Origin of the sequence: Larkinella fluvii (assembly GCF_051857545.1) — a bacterium.
Classification (GTDB): Bacteria; Bacteroidota; Bacteroidia; order Cytophagales; family Spirosomataceae; genus Larkinella.
Genome location: NZ_JBPZHB010000004.1, coordinates 531480 through 548205 on the forward strand (window position 1 = coordinate 531480; position 16726 = coordinate 548205).

General features: G+C 48.9%; 23 protein-coding genes. 6 read left to right on the forward strand and 17 right to left on the reverse strand.

The annotated features are described in order from the left end of the window. Positions 1 to 534 precede the first annotated feature (534 nt). The 3 genes from ACS5NO_RS12645 to ACS5NO_RS12655 are packed head-to-tail and all read right to left on the reverse strand — an operon-like array spanning position 535 to position 2562. Positions 535 to 1155 (reverse strand): hypothetical protein, encoded by a 621-nt coding sequence (locus tag ACS5NO_RS12645; RefSeq protein WP_439415481.1) that lies wholly within the window; start codon positions 1153 to 1155, stop codon positions 535 to 537. Next, entirely contained in the window at positions 1115 to 1459 is a 345-nt protein-coding gene (locus tag ACS5NO_RS12650; protein WP_439415482.1) for an STAS-like domain-containing protein, read from the reverse strand. The genes ACS5NO_RS12645 and ACS5NO_RS12650 overlap by 41 nt, the downstream gene beginning before the upstream one ends. Continuing rightward, positions 1456 to 2562, reverse strand: a complete 1107-nt coding sequence (locus ACS5NO_RS12655) for a hypothetical protein (RefSeq protein ID WP_439415483.1) — start codon at positions 2560 to 2562, stop codon at positions 1456 to 1458. The genes ACS5NO_RS12650 and ACS5NO_RS12655 overlap by 4 nt, the downstream gene beginning before the upstream one ends. 436 nt (positions 2563 to 2998) lie before the next feature. On the opposite strand from ACS5NO_RS12655, the gene ACS5NO_RS12660 reads away from it, so the two are divergent. From ACS5NO_RS12660 to ACS5NO_RS12675, 4 genes are all read left to right on the forward strand, one after another. Beyond that, a complete protein-coding gene (locus tag ACS5NO_RS12660; protein WP_439415484.1) occupies positions 2999 to 3595 on the forward strand; it encodes a recombinase family protein in 597 nt (198 codons plus the stop codon). Positions 3596 to 3642: 47 nt separating this feature from the next. Beyond that, complete coding sequence (locus ACS5NO_RS12665; protein ID WP_439415485.1) at positions 3643 to 3900, forward strand: hypothetical protein; 258 nt, start codon at positions 3643 to 3645, stop codon at positions 3898 to 3900. Between the two features lie 185 nt (positions 3901 to 4085). Further along, positions 4086 to 5165 carry a three-Cys-motif partner protein TcmP gene (locus tag ACS5NO_RS12670; protein WP_439415486.1) on the forward strand — a complete coding sequence of 360 codons (1080 nt, stop codon included), beginning with the start codon at positions 4086 to 4088 and terminating at the stop codon, positions 5163 to 5165. A 73-nt stretch (positions 5166 to 5238) separates the two neighbouring features. Beyond that, the gene (locus ACS5NO_RS12675; protein WP_439415487.1) at positions 5239 to 5958 is read left to right on the forward strand and encodes a DUF5131 family protein; all 720 of its coding nucleotides are present in this window, start codon (positions 5239 to 5241) and stop codon (positions 5956 to 5958) included. Positions 5959 to 6086: 128 nt separating this feature from the next. On the opposite strand, the gene ACS5NO_RS12680 is transcribed toward ACS5NO_RS12675, so the two are convergent. Both ACS5NO_RS12680 and ACS5NO_RS12685 read right to left on the reverse strand, forming a co-directional pair. Then, positions 6087 to 6509, reverse strand: a complete 423-nt coding sequence (locus tag ACS5NO_RS12680) for a hypothetical protein (protein ID WP_439415488.1) — start codon at positions 6507 to 6509, stop codon at positions 6087 to 6089. A gap of 105 nt (positions 6510 to 6614) precedes the next feature. Then, positions 6615 to 6800, reverse strand: a complete 186-nt coding sequence (locus ACS5NO_RS12685; protein ID WP_439415489.1) for a type II toxin-antitoxin system HicA family toxin — start codon at positions 6798 to 6800, stop codon at positions 6615 to 6617. A gap of 198 nt (positions 6801 to 6998) precedes the next feature. On the opposite strand from ACS5NO_RS12685, the gene ACS5NO_RS12690 reads away from it, so the two are divergent. Both ACS5NO_RS12690 and ACS5NO_RS12695 read left to right on the forward strand, forming a co-directional pair. Further along, the gene (locus ACS5NO_RS12690) at positions 6999 to 7202 is read left to right on the forward strand and encodes a hypothetical protein (protein WP_439415490.1); all 204 of its coding nucleotides are present in this window, start codon (positions 6999 to 7001) and stop codon (positions 7200 to 7202) included. Between the two features lie 213 nt (positions 7203 to 7415). Beyond that, on the forward strand, positions 7416 to 7703 hold the full coding sequence (locus ACS5NO_RS12695; protein ID WP_439415491.1) for a hypothetical protein: 288 nt from the start codon (positions 7416 to 7418) through the stop codon (positions 7701 to 7703). Positions 7704 to 8031: 328 nt separating this feature from the next. On the opposite strand, the gene ACS5NO_RS12700 is transcribed toward ACS5NO_RS12695, so the two are convergent. The 12 genes from ACS5NO_RS12700 to ACS5NO_RS12755 all read right to left on the reverse strand — a co-directional run bounded on the left by ACS5NO_RS12700 (position 8032) and on the right by ACS5NO_RS12755 (position 16726). Beyond that, positions 8032 to 9522 carry a hypothetical protein gene (locus ACS5NO_RS12700; RefSeq protein WP_439415492.1) on the reverse strand — a complete coding sequence of 497 codons (1491 nt, stop codon included), beginning with the start codon at positions 9520 to 9522 and terminating at the stop codon, positions 8032 to 8034. After that, on the reverse strand, positions 9506 to 10069 hold the full coding sequence (locus ACS5NO_RS12705) for a hypothetical protein (RefSeq protein ID WP_439415493.1): 564 nt from the start codon (positions 10067 to 10069) through the stop codon (positions 9506 to 9508). The genes ACS5NO_RS12700 and ACS5NO_RS12705 overlap by 17 nt, the downstream gene beginning before the upstream one ends. 48 nt (positions 10070 to 10117) lie before the next feature. Then, entirely contained in the window at positions 10118 to 10528 is a 411-nt protein-coding gene (locus ACS5NO_RS12710) for a hypothetical protein (RefSeq protein ID WP_439415494.1), read from the reverse strand. A 38-nt stretch (positions 10529 to 10566) separates the two neighbouring features. Further along, the gene (locus tag ACS5NO_RS12715; protein WP_439415495.1) at positions 10567 to 10938 is read right to left on the reverse strand and encodes a hypothetical protein; all 372 of its coding nucleotides are present in this window, start codon (positions 10936 to 10938) and stop codon (positions 10567 to 10569) included. Next, the gene (locus ACS5NO_RS12720; RefSeq protein ID WP_439415496.1) at positions 10938 to 11153 is read right to left on the reverse strand and encodes a hypothetical protein; all 216 of its coding nucleotides are present in this window, start codon (positions 11151 to 11153) and stop codon (positions 10938 to 10940) included. The genes ACS5NO_RS12715 and ACS5NO_RS12720 overlap by 1 nt, the downstream gene beginning before the upstream one ends. A 60-nt stretch (positions 11154 to 11213) precedes the next feature. After that, on the reverse strand, positions 11214 to 11933 hold the full coding sequence (locus tag ACS5NO_RS12725; RefSeq protein WP_439415497.1) for a hypothetical protein: 720 nt from the start codon (positions 11931 to 11933) through the stop codon (positions 11214 to 11216). A gap of 85 nt (positions 11934 to 12018) precedes the next feature. Next, complete coding sequence (locus ACS5NO_RS12730; protein WP_439415498.1) at positions 12019 to 12993, reverse strand: hypothetical protein; 975 nt, start codon at positions 12991 to 12993, stop codon at positions 12019 to 12021. Between the two features lie 52 nt (positions 12994 to 13045). Further along, positions 13046 to 13522, reverse strand: a complete 477-nt coding sequence (locus tag ACS5NO_RS12735; protein ID WP_439415499.1) for a hypothetical protein — start codon at positions 13520 to 13522, stop codon at positions 13046 to 13048. Continuing rightward, positions 13515 to 14372, reverse strand: a complete 858-nt coding sequence (locus ACS5NO_RS12740) for a S49 family peptidase (protein ID WP_439415500.1) — start codon at positions 14370 to 14372, stop codon at positions 13515 to 13517. Before ACS5NO_RS12740 ends, ACS5NO_RS12735 begins: the two co-directional genes overlap by 8 nt. A 67-nt stretch (positions 14373 to 14439) precedes the next feature. Next, entirely contained in the window at positions 14440 to 14823 is a 384-nt protein-coding gene (locus ACS5NO_RS12745) for a DUF1353 domain-containing protein (RefSeq protein WP_439415501.1), read from the reverse strand. A 1-nt stretch (position 14824) separates the two neighbouring features. Next, positions 14825 to 15334 (reverse strand): hypothetical protein, encoded by a 510-nt coding sequence (locus ACS5NO_RS12750; RefSeq protein ID WP_439415502.1) that lies wholly within the window; start codon positions 15332 to 15334, stop codon positions 14825 to 14827. Further along, positions 15335 to 16726 carry a hypothetical protein gene (locus ACS5NO_RS12755; protein WP_439415503.1) on the reverse strand — a complete coding sequence of 464 codons (1392 nt, stop codon included), beginning with the start codon at positions 16724 to 16726 and terminating at the stop codon, positions 15335 to 15337.

Consider the following 16726-nt stretch of genomic DNA (forward strand, 5'->3'; position numbering starts at 1 on the left):
ATCCCCAATTTTATCATGGTAGTTTTCTAAAATTCACCTAATCAGTCAGTTCTACAATTTGATGAACAGTAATTGGTTTCTTCGCCAAATCCGCTTCCATTGCGGTTTGCTTCCGCAATGGAAGCGGATTTGGCAGAAGTTGAATTAGACAAAGTGTAGCGCAATCCCATGGCAGTGGTTCTCACCCTTTTTTAAGAAAGTATCAGTTTAACGTGTAAACCGACGCATGTGCATCCCCATGGTCAGATTTTGGTGTTCCACATACGAGGTAGAGATATGATCTGCGTCAGAGCAACGGTCAATATCCGTTTTGGTAGCTCCGACGTATGCCGGTGAACTACACCGTTTTTCGTTGCCTTCCCCGCCCTTAGTACTGTATATCTTTACAAGCTGGGTAAAGTCTACTTGACCTTTAAACGTTTCGTCAACTGCCTTTATAAGTTTACTTATCTTTGGCATATGGCAAAGATCGAAAGTCACTGATTAACCGGTCAAGTATTTTCAAAGTCAGATAAATTCAAACTTAAACACTACCTAAGCTTGCAATATCGCTATCTGGAATTTCAAAGTACTATTTTTAATTTTATTAAAGCTATTTTCAATACTTGTGATTCTATCATCTCGCATTTTTATAAACCCTTCTCGAACACGTAAAGGAGTGTTTTGCAATTCCTGTTCCTCTGTTGCAACTGGAGTATTAGTAAATAATTCTAAGGCATCACCTAATTCACCATTAAGATTGTCACCAATCGTCATCACTCCCATTTCAACTTCTTTACATAATTCATTAACTAAATTAGCTGTCATTCTCATCCGTTTAAAGTATGCAGCAGCATTGGAGTACCCCATCTGATTGTTACTTTTCAGTTCAGATAAGCAAGCATCAATTTCTGTGTCCAATTGGCTAAGTCTTTGTACGAGCTGAGATTTTATATTATTATCTATCTCTTTTCGCCGATCAATAATTCTGGACACCCAATAAGCAGCAAAAAGGGTGACAGCTCCCGAGAAGATGTCACCCAAATCTATATTTTCACCAATACTGAATTGAGGGAAATTTAAATACTTGGCAATGAAAAAGCCAAGCAGGAAAGATGCCGCAATTAAACCTATTTCAATAAACCCCGCTTTTCTTTTTTTCAGCTTCTCGGACATACTCAAGAATATCATCTTTTAAATAAGGCTCATCATTTGAGATTACTTCCAAATACTTTTGCACTTTTTTGATTCCTTCTTCTCTAGCTAATCCTCCAAAGACTTCTTCTAAAAATGATGTACCATAACCAGCAGTGCCGTCTAATTGTACAACTAACGTTGAATTTTGATCAACAGCTTGATGAAATTTATCTGTTAATATTTTTTGGCGAAAAAGCTCACCAGAAAACTCTCCTTCCCAAATATAACGCGGGCCGGGTGTTTTCGTAAATTCTTTTGCAATATTCACAATTAATTGTTTCATACCGGTAAATTTTCACTATTTATTGTCACTTCCCAACATACGAAGGTCCCATCGAAATGGTTCTCTAAAATGCGATACGCATTATTTTCTACATCAGCGTAGACGTCATTACTGATAACATGCAAATTAGAAAGTTGGTTACGATCCATAGTCTCCTTTAATCCAGGCAGCCCTTTCCCCCTATAATGTTTTCCAGTTACAGTGGAGTGAAAAGCGCCATTTAACATTAATCGTAACAAATCGCTATTGTCTGCAAACTTAAAAAAACGTTGCATTGTACTTTGCCAATTTGCAAATTTATCAGATAACGGCTTAGTTTCCAAGCTTTTGAAGATTCCTACCCCAAAATCTATGAATGCAAAGCAAGCTTTATGTTCTGCCTGATCTAAATACATTGACAACCACCAGTGCTTATCTGCTGGTTTGTTTGGATCTGCATGATCTGTAGTATTTTGCATTAACTCCACCAATGCCCGTTGTACGCCTGTGCATCTACGTTTTTCATGCCAGAGAAAGACAGCTGCCTGTTCAATCAATTTTGCAGTTTGACTCGAATCGACTGTTTTAAAGGCATGTGTGCAAATAATTTGATTTTTATCACCTATTCTATAACGAGCTTGATCATTGAAAGTTCGATTTAATCCATCAAAAAAGCCAGAATCTATCAAAATTTGTTTAGCTGTTCTATTAATCGGTAAATCACCTTGAAATCCTATACGTAAGGCTTTGAATCTCACCATTATAGATAAGAGGGCTACAATGGCGTCATAATCCAAAGTCTGAACTTTGAATAAGTGTACATAGACCTTGTCTCTTTTTTCGAATGCTTTGCGGAGCCTTTGGATAAAGAACAGTAATTGCTCTGGGTTATGCTTGAATGAGAGGTTCGCCGGGGCAGTGATATGCTTGTATGAACCGTATTTGTATTCCATTTTGGATTTCCATGCCTTATATCCTTCTTGAATACCTAGCCACATGCGATTTCGTTCTCGCCTGTATTCTTTGTGTTTTAATTTCCTTCTAAATTGTTTAATAGCTCTCTTAAGTGCAGTTGTTTTTTTTAAATTGCTACCCTTTTTCTTTTTTTTGTTTAATAAATTCATGAAATAGTTTATTTTTATGTTAAAAACAAGTCGAAAAATATAAATAATGTTGAAAAAAAGCGGAATTGCGATTAAGGCGTCCAATATTATAATTAAAAGAAACACTAAGTATAAATACTTAGTGTTTCTTAGTTAACGGTAATATTGAGAAATAGTAGAATATTAACTAAACTGCCAAGTCTGTGCACTTCATTCCAGGAAGAAGTAGGCCCAGCTTACAAAATTGGCTCCTTTTGTAAACTATCCTCCGAAATTCAGCCTTGGGAAAATCTTTCACAATAGAAGTATTTTGGTTTACTAAATTCAGCTCTTTCGACAATTTGTAAACTTTGAATAAGTAAACCAGTTTTGTAAACCTTTTTTATGCCTCTTATGCACCTAGTGTGCCAGGGCCTGGACGGTATACATAAATACTCCATTTTGTAAACTCCTATTTATGACCATTGGCTACGGAAGAGTATCGACCCGCGATCAAAACCTGAACCTTCAGGAAGACGCTTTGAAAGCCGCCGGTTGTGAGCGGATCTATATGGAAAAGAAATCGGGTACCAGGCTGGCCAGGCCGGAACTGATCAAAATGCTGGAGCAAATCCGGGAAGGTGATATCGTCGTGGTATGGAAGCTCGACCGGCTGGCCCGCTCGACGGCTGATCTGATTCACCTGATGAATGTGTTCCAGGAACGCAAAGTTGAGTTTCGGTGTGTGACCCAGCAGATCGATACCACCACACCCCTGGGCAAATTCTATTTTACGATTATGTCGGGCTTGGCTCAGTTGGAAGTAGAGCTCACCAGGGAGCGGAGCGAAGCTGGTCGTGAAGCGGCTCGGCTTCGTGGAATTAAAGGTGGCCGAAAACCGGGACTTTCAAAAACGGCCGATATAAAAGCGAATGCCGCCGTCACTTTATACAAGGATGGCAATTCGACCAGCCTGATTATGAAACAGCTTGGAATCGGTTCTAAGCGGACACTTTATCAGTGGTTGCGGATAAAGGGGGTAAAAGTCGGCGCAGAGAAGGTAGTAATGGCCTGAAGTTGCCTTTACAAGGTAACATTTATGGTTATTTCCACTTAAAAACAATGAAAGTGAAGACTAAAATTTATTTGTGGTCAATGGATGGATCGGTTGAAATTGGTAAATCGCTCAAGTTTGCAGAGTTTATTGAGCAAATTGAAGCTTATTTTAACCAGTTTGGACACCTACCAAAAATAGGTGACTTAGTAAAGCCTGATCCGGATTCTGATACTATATCCGATGTTATTGCTGTTGATCGAATTGAATATGGAGGAATTGATGACGAAAGTTTTGTTATAAGTATCTCACTCAAAGTAGAATAAGGATAATAAAGCCGACAGGACTTCCTTGTCTATATAAAATAATAAAGCCCGGCCAATCGACCGGGCTTTATTATTTTATATACTACTAAAGATCAGGCACGGTTACGATATTTTTATAGTTACTTTCCATCAGTATTTTTATTTAAACTCCGCCTTTTTACTTTACCTCACTAAACTCTTTTTTCATGGCTGTACCTAAAGGAACTATTTGGGAGTGTGCACCACATACCCGTGCCAAACACTTAATTTTACAAAAATATTTACAAGCTTGGTTTCCTATATTAAAAAAATATCACTTTAAAGTTATTTACATCGACGGGTTTGCCGGGCCTGGACAATACCTAAAAGGAGAAAAAGGGTCACCAATCGTGGCATTGGATGTGGCAAAACAACACGGAGAGAGGCTGAATGGTGAACTTAGTTTTTTGTTTGTAGAAAGTGAGCCAAAAAGGGCTGAACATTTGAAATCTGTAATTGATTCAGATACTTACCCCGATAACTTTAAAATCAAAGTTGACAACAGAGAATTTAAGATAGTACTAGAAGCTGTTTTAAATCGGATTCATGAAGTTAAGCTGGAAAGTGCTCCAATATTCGCATTCATTGACCCTTTCGGCTTTAGTGGAGTTCCTTATTCACTTATAAGCCGCCTTTTAACGTTGTCAAGAACAGAGGTATTTGTATATTTTGCTAGGGAGAGCGTAAATAGATTTTTGACACAGTCTAATGTTGAACAGCATATACAAGAACTTTTTGGGCTTGAAAAAATCGATTTACCAAGAGGAGTAAACCGGTCTGAACAACTAAAAATCCTTTATGAGGAAAGACTTAAAGAAGTAGCAAGATATGTTGGTGCCTTTACCATGCTGGACGACAAAGGTCAACCTATATATGACTTGTTTTTTGCCAGTAATCATTGCCTAGGTTACGTAAAAATGAAAGAAGCTATGTGGGGAGTTGATGAGTCTGGAGGTTTTAGATTTTCTGATAAGGATGACCCCAATCAAGGAACATTGTTTAAAAGTGACCCAGTGAGCCCACTCATCAAGAAATTGAAAGAAATTTTCAATAAAAGAATAAAGGTTTTTGTAGATGAAATTGAGAAATACGTAAATGAGGAAACTGTTTTTTTGGCTAAACATATGAAAGAAGGCCTGAAAAGAATGGAAGCTGAAAAAGAAGTATATGTTCATCCTGTGAAAGCCGATGGTCAACCAAGAAAAGGTAAGTTCTTTGCAAATGGAACCATCATTGATTTTTATTGAGTAATGATTTGGAAGCGTCTTTGTATTATATTCGACATTTATATTATATTTATATTACAAAAATCAGATAACTATGGCTAAATCGTCGATTGAATGGACCGACATGACCTGGAACCCGACGACTGGTTGCGATAAATTGTCGGCAGGGTGTAAATTCTGTTACGCTGAGATCATGTCTAGGCGACTGAAAGCAATGGGTCTAGAAAAGTATAAAAAGGGCTTTAAACTGGCTTTACACGCAGATCAGATCAATTTGCCTTATACATGGAAAAAGCCTAAGACGGTCTTTGTAAACTCCATGTCTGACCTTTTCCACAACAATATTCCACTAGAATTTATACAGCAGGTATTTAAAGTAATGAATGACTGTCCACAACATGTTTTTCAGGTGTTGACTAAACGAGCTGAGGTTTTGGAAAAATATTCACCTTTTTTAACTTGGACTCCAAACATCTGGATGGGGGTTTCTGTTGAAGACAGCCGCGTTATTCATAGGGTTGACGGATTACGCCATTCTGGGGCACAGACCAAATTCTTGTCCCTAGAGCCGTTATTAGGTCCTATACCTGACTTGAACCTTTCCGGGATTCATTGGGCTATTGTTGGTGGTGAATCAGGTCCAAAAGCAAGACCTATAAAAGAAGACTGGGTGCAAGATATTCGACAGCAATGCGATGCTGCTGGCGTGGCCTTTTTTTTTAAACAGTGGGGTGGTCGTAACAAGAAAGAAGCTGGACGTTTTTTAAACGGGCGAACATACGATGAAATGCCAGAGCGAAAAATGGCTGCTTAGCTTTTGATTAGCAATCATATGCGTTGCTTGAGTGCCAAATTCAAACAAGAAAGGTGCTTTTAGTTCTAAAAGACAAATGTAAGCCCGATCAATTGACCGGGCTTTTTCGTTTAATGGGTCTTGTAAAATCAGGCAATTTGCACCTGCAAGAGTTCGTTGGCCAACTCGTGCACCGCTTTTTCGATCCGTTTAGCCTGTTGCTCAGACGGATGTTTTACGCCAGATGCATATTGTCTGGCCAAGCCTTTATTAATTCCCGCCTTCTCAGCGATCACGTTGATTTTAACGGCGTTGAATACTTCAAAAAACGCCGTCAGATCGTAGACGTAATTGAACTCAATATCATTGGGATTGACGCCAGCCCAGTACGGATCGTCTTTCAATTCGTGTTCTATTGAATCCGCAATTAAATCACGAATGTTTTGTGTGATTTCTGCCACGTTGGCCCCAACCGTGGTGTGCAGAAAACCTTCTTTGTCCTCACCGGGATCATAAGAGAGACGGCCCCAGAGTTCGCCGTCACCCTTTTCTAAAATGATTGTTTGTTTCATTGCTTTAGCTCAATACGATTCAGTTAAAATTTACGAAATTATCCTTTTCAGCATTTAACCTACTCAACCTCAAAGAGTAAAGGTGCCCGCCGGAGCGGGCTTCCCTTATTTTAATTTGGCTTGTTTTAGAAGGTCGTTCAGGATGCCGGGTTTCAAATCTTTTTTCCCGTGGTCTGGAATCGAAATGTGACCTTTAATGTCGGGATGTTTGAAAATCCGGTGGCTTCCTTTCCGGCGATCTTCGTACCAGCCTTTCTCCTCGATTAGTTTGATTAGGTCAGTTGCCTTCATCGGGGTTGCTTATTTAGTACGTATCAAAGGTAGCCTTTTTGCTACTTATGTCCAAATTTTAAAGTAACTTTTTTGCTACTTTTGTGAAAATAATTAGGTAGCAAAAAAGCTACTTTTTTTTATTGAAAAGACTTGACTTCGCGGCAACAAAGTGCGTCCTTTATATCATCAAAAACGATATAACACGCAGATAACCAGATGAAAACATTCATTGAGGTAACAAGGAGCAATAACCAAAAAGTCATGATCAACATAATCTCTATTCGATTAATTCTCAAGCACACTCATACGGGAAAGGCAGTCATTTCAATGGCAGGTCAAGGCAAGCAGGAGATTGAGTTTAGTACCGAAGAATCCTACGAGGAAGTTTATAAAATGATCAAAGAAATAGAGTTAATCTAACCATTGTCCCAGTGAGACCCGGCCTTATGACCGGGTCTTTTTTGTTGTTTTCTGTATTAGATTGCGGTAGCAAAAAGGCTACCTTTTTTCTTTAAAACACTTGACTTCGCGGCAACAAAGTGCGTCCTTTGTTCTGTTAAACAAACAATATAACACGCAGACAGACAGATGAATATCCAGAAAATGTTAAACAGAAAAATGACCAGAAATGAAATGAAAAACCAAATTATGGCACTCGAATTAGGCCGCTTATTCGAGACCAAAATTGAAGGCATGAACGTCGATCCCCACGAGCTGGCCTGGAAACTGACGCTGGCAGGAATCGCCGTCGAAGTCAATGCATTTAGCTTTTTGACGAAAAGCCGCTGGAAATTGAACACCACGCCCTGCGGCTTTGATTTGATTAGCCCCTTATTGGAAAATGGGATCGACGAATTCGTAACGGTTATCCGGGTAATTGATGAGATGGGCGCATACATTCAGCGTACTTCTTTTAAATAACCGTAATTCAAATCAGACCTTATCCAACCGATAAGGTCTGATTAAAAAATAGTTTAAGGCGTAATGGATTGTTTTACAGGGATTTAATGAATTTGTAAAAAGTTGCACTTTTTTTGCCCCTATTTTTGGTGTTTCGGTCTGTCATTCAGTAAGTTGTCAAAAAAGAAATTTTGTTTTTTGGCACTTTTCACTATTCTGACCCCGCCCTTTATCATTTAGGCGATCCCCAAAATAAAAATTTGGCGAATAGCTGTAGACGTGGGGAGTCCCCGTCTTTTTCCAGGGCAGGAGAGAAGTCGGTCGGTGCATTAGGTGATGCACCGACCGATCAATAGAATTCAATCTCGAAGTCTTCGGTGGCCCGGGCCAGTCCGGTCTTGAGCCGCCGGATGATGTAGTAGTCGACCGTGTCCGACAAGTGGGTCGCCCGTTCCTGTTCGCCGTCTCCGCTCTCGGATGATTTGTCCTTCGAGTAGTCGGGCTGGATCGGGCTGTTCTCGATACTGATCACCGTTGCCTTGGCTCGCACTCCATCGATGCGAATCCGCCACTGGTCATCCACCTGCTCGGCCAGCAGCCGGTTGATGTCGTTGTGCTTATCCTTGTGCAAGGGGTTATAGGTGATGGGTGCCGACACCACATCCCATCCGGCCTCGGTCAGGATGGCATCCACCTGCTCATACATGGTACGGTTACTACCGGCACTCTTATTCTTCCCATTGCGGTCCCCGGTCAGTATGATTCGCTTCTTGGTATGGCTACTGTAGCGCTCTCCTATGGCCGTGGCCAGCGCCTGGGCCATGGTGCCCCCTTCCTGGGCCTCCTTCACAAACACGTTGTCCACCAAACGCCCGTATTCGTAGTCCTCCTGCCAGATGGTGGCGCTGGTGAAGTGGGCGTTAAAATCACAACTGGCCACCAGGTATTGTTTGGAATTATAGAACAGCGCCCCGTCGAGCTGTAGTCGGTCGTCTTCATCGTGGTCCTCCAGCACGTGCTTCTCCCGGTTGAACGAAGGGTAGAAGGTTTTGGGCAGCTTGGAAATTCGCTTGCCCAAAACTTCGACCTCAAAATACATCTTCATTAAAATCCGCTTCAAATCCGGGATGTAATCGGCGGGTAAAAACGCCTGATTATCGACTGTTTTGACTTCCATGAAGTAGTAATTTTCGGGCTCCTTTTTGGCTAGCTCCTCAATTTCGTACATCCACTGGCCGTCCGGTGTCCAGGGCGGTGATGAAAATACGAAAAAAGAGTGATGCAGATAAGACGAAAATAATCCGGGGTTGGCCCGCAAGGTGGGCAAAACCACGGTCAACCAGGCTTTCTTAAAATTCAAGCCTTCATCGACGACGTACATATCGAAGTTTGCCCCCCGGTTTTCCTCCGAGCTGAGTTTGAAACCCTCCAATTCGATGATAAATCCATTGGCAAAACTGATGCAGTTTTCCCAGTTATCGGGGGCTTCGTAGGCTCGATCAAACGTTTTTGGTGGTTCTCTCCAGAGCACGTAATCACCCTGACCGGTTTTGAAATCGTACTCGGAGCATTTCCAGCCTTTTTCCCAGCGGGCTTTCAATCCGGAGGTCAGTTTCGATTTGGCCTTGGCCACGGTTTTCACGCCCCAGCCACATTTGGCTTTCGGCATTTCCTCAGAGGCAATCTTGAGCAGATCGGCCAGGCTGATGGACTTACCCGATCCCCGCCCGCCGACCATGCCTGCCATTTTATAATGCTTCGAAACGACCGCATTCAGGAAATGCCCCTGTTTTTCATTGACTTCTAAAATTAGCTCTTCTTCGTTATCCGACGATTTCATGGGTGGTGTCCTGGATTTTTGGAAAGAATTCTTTACCCATCGCTTCCTGGAATTGTTGAGCTTCCCCCCGGTTGATGTTCATGGTTCGCACTTTGATGACCACTTTCTGTGGTTTTTTCTTCGATTCGGTGTCGACCTCCTGCTGGGTGTCGTAAGCGCCGTCGATTTTGGCGGCTTCCTTCAGCATGGCCGCCGTGGCCCGGTAGTCGCCCGCTTCTTCGGCCCGTTTGGCGGCCTGGCGGAACATTTCGGCGTAAACCGCTTTGACGCCTTCCTTATCCCGGCTGAGCTTCAATTCGCCGTAGGTCGCGTAGGCCATCGACAGGATCTCGCGGCCCCGGCGCTCCTGAAGCCGGTAAACCCGCTTGATCCGGGCCAGCACTTGGCCGTCACTGAAGCCGTCGCGCAGCCAGGCCCGCACCGATTCGATCTTTTCGAAGGTTTCCAACTGGGTCGGGGTTAGCTCCAGTTGGTCGTCGAGCAGAAACCGCTGATAGATCGTCAGCTCCTCCTGGACTTTGATCAGGTATTGATTGTGCTGTCTCATTGAAATGGTTGAAAATGACAGTTCTGGAAAAGGCCGCGATTTTTCGGCCTAGTCATTTTTCGGGGAAGTCGCGTATTTTCGCTCGACCAGCTCCGCTTCGTAGGCATCGCGCAGGCCCATCAGCCGGTTCAGCTCAGCCTCCCATCCGGCGGCTTTCTTGTGATCCGGACGTTCGGCCAGCTTGTCTTTGTACTTGGAAATATTCTTCCGGATTCGCCCCAGCTCAACCTGAATCTCCGCCACGGTCAGCCCGCTGGTGGTGGTCGTTGGCCTGGCCACCGGTTCGGGTTTGAAAGGCTGGCCGGTTTCAATTTCGTACCGTACAGCTTTCCACGCGCTGCGCAGCTCGATGATCCGGTCGACCACGGCTTTGCGCCCGGCCACGTCGTCATCGTCGAAATCAGCCAGGCTATTCGACAAAAGAGCAGCGTCACGATGAAGACCATCGGCCTTCAGCATGAGCTGCTCTTTTAAAGGATTGCTACCGGTTAAGGCGACTATTCGCTTTTTTTTTCAGCCGTTGCTTCGTCGGATGAGTCGGCCGTTTCCTCGTTGGGTGTGGTTTCGTCAGAAATCTCATCCGGATCTGCGGTTTGCTCCGTCTCGGTGGGAGCGGGCTCCGCTTGTTTTTCAGGTTCCGGAGCCGGTGGCGTAACGTTTTTGGCCGGTGCCCGCGATGGGGCCTGGGGCGTTTTTGGAGCCGCCGGGGGAACCGGTTTTTTCGGGGCCGGTGCCTGACCCGGATTCAGTGCAGCCTGGTAAGCCGCTTCGGCCGCATCGAGCACGGCCTTTGTTTCTTTCGTCTGGTGCGAGGTGTGATTCATCCGGGCCAGATCCCGGGTTCCTTTCAGTCTTTTTAACTCTTCCATTACGCTTTCGTTGGGGCTTCAGCCTCTAAGCTGAGTGCCGGTGAAACTTTCTTTTCAACAACTTCGACATACCGGCCCGGGTGCTGCGAAGCGACCAGTTCGGCCTGCTCGACCGTCAGTTCGCCGACCGGAATGGTCCGGCTGCCGATGCCGATGTGAACCGCCGGATCACAGAGCACCCGCACGGTTTTTACTTTGGTGGTTGGCGTTGCCATACGAATAAAAAAAGCGCTACAGGCGGGCAGGCCCGGACTGTAGCGCGGTGAAAAAACAATTTATACAATACCCGGAAGTGTGACGGTGTCGGCCAGAATCGGGCAGCCAAACATGTAGCCATCCTGTTTTGCCTTCAACGTCCACTCCCGGCGGTCCGAACCTTTTGCCCCCGACGTGTGGGTAATTTCAAACTGGAGCCCCGAGAAGCTGGCTCCCACCACCTGCCGCTGGCCATCGTTGAGTGTGGCCACCGCCACCACCTCCTGGTTAAGCAGTTTTTCGATGGCCGCACATTGTTCCTTCGAATAGCCCGCAATTTTGACCTCGATGGCGTGTTCCCAGCTCTGGTAACCCGACGCGCCCTTCATGTTGTGGTCGATCTTCAGGGAGTTATCCGAAACCTGCACTTCCACAAACGTACCGGCCGCCACGGCAGGTGGCCCCACCACCGCAGCCGACATCGTGGGGGCCGTGGCCAGTTCGCCGTCGACGATCGTTTCCAGCGTCGGCCAGTCGGTAGTGATCATGTCGATCGGCGCCAGAAACAACCGGCGGCCACCGCCCGGGTTGGCCACGCCCTGTTTGGGTTTTTTCAGGGCCGCCAGCGCCCCCAGTGCCAGGCCGCTGCCGTCGAACAGGGCAAAACCCGTCAGGGCCTGCACGCCGTACGAAACCGCTGGAATCACGGCCACACCGGCCACCACATTACCCGTCGCCTGGGTCACCAGAGCACTGAGCATAATCAGGCTCAGCCCGAAAATAATTTTAACTGCTTTCATGGAATTGAAAAAATAAAAGGGATTTGAAAATACGATAGGGAGAGAGCCCGCCCCGATCGGGGCGGGCTGATCAACGGGAGATCGGTTAGATCTGGTCGTTGATAAACAGCAGGTCGGGGCTGGCGTAGTCGAAACCGACCGACACGCGGATGGAGAGCTGCCAGCTTTTCACCTGCCGCACGATGCTGATTGAGTAGACGCCCGGCGCTTCGTTGGCGATGAATTTAAGGTTCTCCTTCGGCGTGATGGCCATCGTATTTTTACCCGTCAGGCCCGGATCGATCACGAACCGGATGTTCGAGTAATCGTCGAGCGTAGCCGGTTGCTCACTGGGTCCCACGTGCTCTTTAAACAGCGTCCGGCGGTTCCGGCGGTACTTGTCGTAAGTCACCTGCGAGAGATAGAAGTTCAGCGGCACGTTCAGCAGGTCCTCCCGGGTGGAAACCATCAGTTGGGCCAGGCCATTGACCTGCTCGTAGGTGTTCGCATCGGTCAGCGTGTCTTCACCGTCGAAGACGTGGCTGGCTTTAATATCCCCGCCCGCAGCCCGTCCGGTGGCAAATCGTTTCAGGAAGCCATCGGCGATGTTTTCGGCCCCCACCGGTGTGGTGTTGTAAATGCCCTTCCAGGCGGTTTTGGTGCGCACGAACTGGAAGTGGGCGGCAATGATCTGGCGCACGAAGAACAGCTCGAACGGATTGTCGCGGATCTCGGCTTCCGATCGGGTGAGCTCCATGACCCAGCCCAGGTAGGAGCGGTAGGCTTTTTTGATGTCCTCCAGGGTAATCTCCAGGTCGATGTCGCCTTCGGTAAACTGGGCGTAGCGGCTGTTGATGTTCACCGCTTTCTGACCCGTAAAGGTCTGGCTGGCGGCTTTGAAGGCATCGACGAACTCAACCGACAGCAGCAGGCCCCGGTCGCGGATAATTTCGGTAGAGAAATCGTTGCGCAGGCTGGCCACGCCATCCATCACCGCGTTGATGATGGTGATGTTGCCCATTTGCTCCACCACCCGTTGCAGGTCGGTGTGAAAATTGGTGAAATCAAGTACTTGTGGCATTGGGATAAAAAAGAAAAAAGTGAAAAAGAAACGAACGGTGACCGCTTCGGGCTTACACCAGGGCTTTGCGTTTGCGGAGCAGGGCCAGGGCGTCGGCGGTGGCGGCCGACAGCTCGGCGGTTTCCGGCTGGGTGCGGTTAACCGCATCGTTGCCCGGCAGTTTGGTGCCGCTGGCGCTCTGTTTGTCATGCCAGGCTTTGTACTTGTCGCGGTCGGCTTCCGCCGTAGCCAGTTTGTCCTGTAGTTCGGTGACCGTGCTTTTCAGGCCCGTCACTTCACCCGCAATCTTTTGCTGGGCGGTCAGGTCCGACTCCAGTTGGGTGATCCGGGCTTGGGCCGTGGCCAGGTCGGCAGGCGCTTCGACTGGTTTGTCCCCGGGAAGGGCGGCTTCCAATTTCTGGTTCAGCACGGCAGCTTCCTGCTCGGCTTTCAGCACGTCTTCCTGGGAGGCATTCTCCAGAAACGATTTGGCAAACGAGGGCAGCAGCCGCATCAGCAGACTGCCGCCCGATTGGGTGTTTTTAGACATAGTTTTTAGAAAGTGAAATGACTTTTTGGTAAGCCGCCTGCTGGTCCCCGATCCGGTCGGCCAGGCCCAGGCGGATGGCGTCGGCGGCTCCGTACACCTGGCCGGTGAAGACGTCGTCCGACTTGATTTTCGAGCCCCGGCCCGCCCGCACGGCCCCTTTGAACACCTTGTTGCTCACGTCCAGACTGCGCTGAATGTCGGCCACGGTCTTTTCGTCGAGCGGCTCAATGGCGTTGGGCTTGGCCTTGTCGACCGATCCCGACGAACGGAAAATCTGGACCGCGACGCCCTGCTGCTCCAGTTGTTTGGCGTAGTTGGCGTGGATATACATCGTGCCGATCGAGCCGATGGCCACCGTGGGCCCCGGGCGCATGATGATCTCATTGGCGGGCGAAGCCGACCAGTAGGCCGCCGACGCGCAGAAACCGACCAGGGCAACCACCGGTTTTTTCTGATTCAAAGCCGCCACGGCGGCCGCCAGCTCATCGGTCGAATCGACGGTGCCCCCGCCCGAATTGTAATCCAGGATCACGCCCTTCTTGGCGTCGTTGTCGGCAATGCTGCCCAGCATCCGGATCAGAAACGTATTGGAGAAATAGTTGTCGTAGGAGTAGCCCCGCGACATCGTGCCGTAAATGGGAATGACCGGCACCTCGCCTTTGGCCCCCACGCTGAGCCGGTCGGCCCAGTAGCCCTCCGGCGTATAATCGACGGCGGCCATGGCAGCCGCCGAAACCTCGGGATGGCCCGTCAGGTACGGTTTGAATTGATTGGCCAGCAGGGCGGCCCTGATGCCTTCTTCCTGAGCCTGGTGAATGGCCCAAAGGCCGGAAATGAGTGATCCCGTCATGGTCGACGCTGTTATTGCGGTACGAAAATGACGGGATCGGAATCGGAAGGAAAGGACACAAAACCCGCTAATTCACCCACCAGCTCCGCCCAAACCAGCGGCAGGCCCAGTACATGATTCGGTTGCGTAGCGCCCGGTCCGCTTCGGCTTCATCCAGTCGTTTCCAATACTCCAGATCGGCCAGGCGTCGGGCCAGGTCCGTGCCCAGCTGGGCTTCCCCCAGCCGGTGGTCATACCAGTAATCATGCAGCAGCGAGGCCCGGTTGTGCCGCCCGATCGGCGGAAAAAGACCCCAGAGCAGGGTAGGGGTGCTGGCAAAATCCGTCACGTAACCCACCGGAACAGTCACCGGCCCCAGCAGGGTCGTGTACGTAATCGCCTGGGTAACTACCCACCGGTCGGGTTTTTGGGGATCTTCCTCCAGGTAGCGCACGTAAATCCCGTTTTCCATCTTAAAATTCGTTTAGGGCGTCTTTTTCGCGGATAATGTTGCTCAGCATCAGATACACCACCACCAGGTACGGTTCCGATCCGGTCAGCGGCAAGCCCTGGGCCTGCAAGTGCGGAAGGGCCATCGACTGGAAGAAATGAATTTCCGGAAGGGCGTTCGGCGCATCGTAAGCCACCAACGCCCCGGTCTGAGCATCCCGGAACGAATCGCGGGTCGTGCGGGTGATTTCGAGTGGTTGAAGACGCGACAGGCGTTCGCGCTGCACCGAAGGGGATAGCGTTCCGTCGCGTTGAACGGCCTCGAACAGGTCCTGTCCAGCCGCATCGAAGACCCGCAGTTCAAAAATAACCGTGATCTCCAGATCGGCATCGAAGGTCAGCCGCTTCAGCCGAACCCGGCGCTGCATGCCTGCGGCCAGCAGGGGGGTGGGGGAAATCGACAGGTCGATCCCGGTAATCAATCCCGCCGGATCGATCACCAGCCCCAATTGCTTTAAAACCGTGTTTTCCATTTACGCAATGATGATATAGTCCAGAATATACGTGGTGCTGGCCGACAGCGCTACGTCCGTCGAGCTGATGGTCCAGGCCGTCGCCGTTTTGGTCGCGATGAAAAAACGGGCCAGGCTCATGCCCGCCTGGTTGTTGCGGGCGCTGATGACGATGGCTTTGGGAGCCGCGGCCATCGCACTGGCGAAGGTGATGGTGGCCACGGTCTGCACCGTGGGCGGGCTGGTTCCGACGTTGAGTGTAATCGTCCCGGCGATGTCGGTGGAACCGGCCATAATAGAAACCGTACCCCCACCACCGGCTCCGGAACCCGGGGCGGCACTGGGGGCCGAGCCGCTGGCGGTCAGGCGTTTCATCGACACATCCCCGGTGAAGGTAGTGCCCCCCGAAAAGGTATTCGCTTTCGAGAACAGGTTGGGCTGGTGCAGTTCCGCCAGGGTTCCCCGGCCAAACGCCAGTTTCATGTGGGCAATGCCCAACTCCATCAGGCGAACCGTTTTGGTAGCGGGAATCGTGTAGGTCACCCGCAAACCCCGAAGCGGGAAATCCGGTTCGGCAGTCGCGGGTGTTTCAAAAAAGCCCTTCCTGGTGGCATATACTCCGTCATGGATCGTTCTGAAGGGCGTCCCGCTGGCCGACGTCTGCCATTCCACTTTCAGGTTGGAAACGTCGGCTGCCGTGTAGGGGAATCGTTCGACGTGAAAGAACCGAAAAACGGCCTGCGAAAAAACCGGCAGGGGATTGGTGAAGGCGTAGGTAATCTGAACGGTTCCCCCCGCAGCGCCCCCCATTAAGACGGCATCCACGTTATCCCCGTCGTCCGTCAGGGCGTTGGCGCTCGTGATGGTAGCCGTTCCAGTCACCGCCGTCGTGGGAGCCGCAAACAGCCCTCTGGTGATGCCAAATGCCATCAGGTTCGAGAGCTTTCCCCCCAGGAGCATGGTAATGACTTCGGAGCCTAACGCCATATTCAGCCGTGTGGGCGAAAACGGCTGTTCCAACGATGACGAAGGAGCCAGCCCCAGCATCCGCAGCGACAGGGTTTTGATCAGAGCCCCGGCAGCGGTATAGGCTACCAGTAGATCCGTATCCCAGCCATCGCTTTGGGTCAATGCCCCGGCGGTTATCGTGCCCGGATCACCTTTGGGGCCTTGAATCCCCTGCGGCCCTTTCAAGTCCACGTAATTCCCCGCCGTTCCGTCCGCCCGGGTAAAGCGGAGCTGGGTGCCGCTCCAGTCGTGGTCGGGCACATAATTCTGAGCGGCCAACAGATCGAGAAAGTGTTTCAGGAAGTCCCGCACGGTTTCGGCGGTGTTGCTGCGGGGAGCCGTGGGGGGGGAGCTGGGGAGTAATTCGTCGATCGTCTCCTTGAGCGCGGTCAGATTGATTGCCAT

Excerpts from the sequence above, each read along its gene's own strand:
- ACS5NO_RS12650 (WP_439415482.1), bottom strand. The coding sequence starts at position 1,459 with ATGAAACAATTAATTGTGAATATTGCAAAAGAATTTACGAAAACACCC.
- ACS5NO_RS12670 (WP_439415486.1), top strand. The coding sequence starts at position 4,086 with ATGGCTGTACCTAAAGGAACTATTTGGGAGTGTGCACCACATACCCGT.
- ACS5NO_RS12680 (WP_439415488.1), bottom strand. The coding sequence starts at position 6,509 with ATGAAACAAACAATCATTTTAGAAAAGGGTGACGGCGAACTCTGGGGC.
- ACS5NO_RS12655 (WP_439415483.1), bottom strand. The coding sequence starts at position 2,562 with ATGAATTTATTAAACAAAAAAAAGAAAAAGGGTAGCAATTTAAAAAAA.
- ACS5NO_RS12705 (WP_439415493.1), bottom strand. The coding sequence starts at position 10,069 with ATGAGACAGCACAATCAATACCTGATCAAAGTCCAGGAGGAGCTGACG.
- ACS5NO_RS12660 (WP_439415484.1), top strand. The coding sequence starts at position 2,999 with ATGACCATTGGCTACGGAAGAGTATCGACCCGCGATCAAAACCTGAAC.
- ACS5NO_RS12730 (WP_439415498.1), bottom strand. The coding sequence starts at position 12,993 with ATGCCACAAGTACTTGATTTCACCAATTTTCACACCGACCTGCAACGG.
- ACS5NO_RS12725 (WP_439415497.1), bottom strand. The coding sequence starts at position 11,933 with ATGAAAGCAGTTAAAATTATTTTCGGGCTGAGCCTGATTATGCTCAGT.
- ACS5NO_RS12690 (WP_439415490.1), top strand. The coding sequence starts at position 6,999 with ATGAAAACATTCATTGAGGTAACAAGGAGCAATAACCAAAAAGTCATG.
- ACS5NO_RS12675 (WP_439415487.1), top strand. The coding sequence starts at position 5,239 with ATGGCTAAATCGTCGATTGAATGGACCGACATGACCTGGAACCCGACG.
- ACS5NO_RS12685 (WP_439415489.1), bottom strand. The coding sequence starts at position 6,800 with ATGAAGGCAACTGACCTAATCAAACTAATCGAGGAGAAAGGCTGGTAC.
- ACS5NO_RS12740 (WP_439415500.1), bottom strand. The coding sequence starts at position 14,372 with ATGACGGGATCACTCATTTCCGGCCTTTGGGCCATTCACCAGGCTCAG.
- ACS5NO_RS12700 (WP_439415492.1), bottom strand. The coding sequence starts at position 9,522 with ATGAAATCGTCGGATAACGAAGAAGAGCTAATTTTAGAAGTCAATGAA.
- ACS5NO_RS12750 (WP_439415502.1), bottom strand. The coding sequence starts at position 15,334 with ATGGAAAACACGGTTTTAAAGCAATTGGGGCTGGTGATCGATCCGGCG.
- ACS5NO_RS12735 (WP_439415499.1), bottom strand. The coding sequence starts at position 13,522 with ATGTCTAAAAACACCCAATCGGGCGGCAGTCTGCTGATGCGGCTGCTG.
- ACS5NO_RS12745 (WP_439415501.1), bottom strand. The coding sequence starts at position 14,823 with ATGGAAAACGGGATTTACGTGCGCTACCTGGAGGAAGATCCCCAAAAA.
- ACS5NO_RS12695 (WP_439415491.1), top strand. The coding sequence starts at position 7,416 with ATGAAAAACCAAATTATGGCACTCGAATTAGGCCGCTTATTCGAGACC.
- ACS5NO_RS12665 (WP_439415485.1), top strand. The coding sequence starts at position 3,643 with ATGAAAGTGAAGACTAAAATTTATTTGTGGTCAATGGATGGATCGGTT.
- ACS5NO_RS12710 (WP_439415494.1), bottom strand. The coding sequence starts at position 10,528 with ATGCTGAAGGCCGATGGTCTTCATCGTGACGCTGCTCTTTTGTCGAAT.
- ACS5NO_RS12645 (WP_439415481.1), bottom strand. The coding sequence starts at position 1,155 with ATGTCCGAGAAGCTGAAAAAAAGAAAAGCGGGGTTTATTGAAATAGGT.
- ACS5NO_RS12755 (WP_439415503.1), bottom strand. The coding sequence starts at position 16,726 with ATGGCAATCAATCTGACCGCGCTCAAGGAGACGATCGACGAATTACTC.
- ACS5NO_RS12720 (WP_439415496.1), bottom strand. The coding sequence starts at position 11,153 with ATGGCAACGCCAACCACCAAAGTAAAAACCGTGCGGGTGCTCTGTGAT.
- ACS5NO_RS12715 (WP_439415495.1), bottom strand. The coding sequence starts at position 10,938 with ATGGAAGAGTTAAAAAGACTGAAAGGAACCCGGGATCTGGCCCGGATG.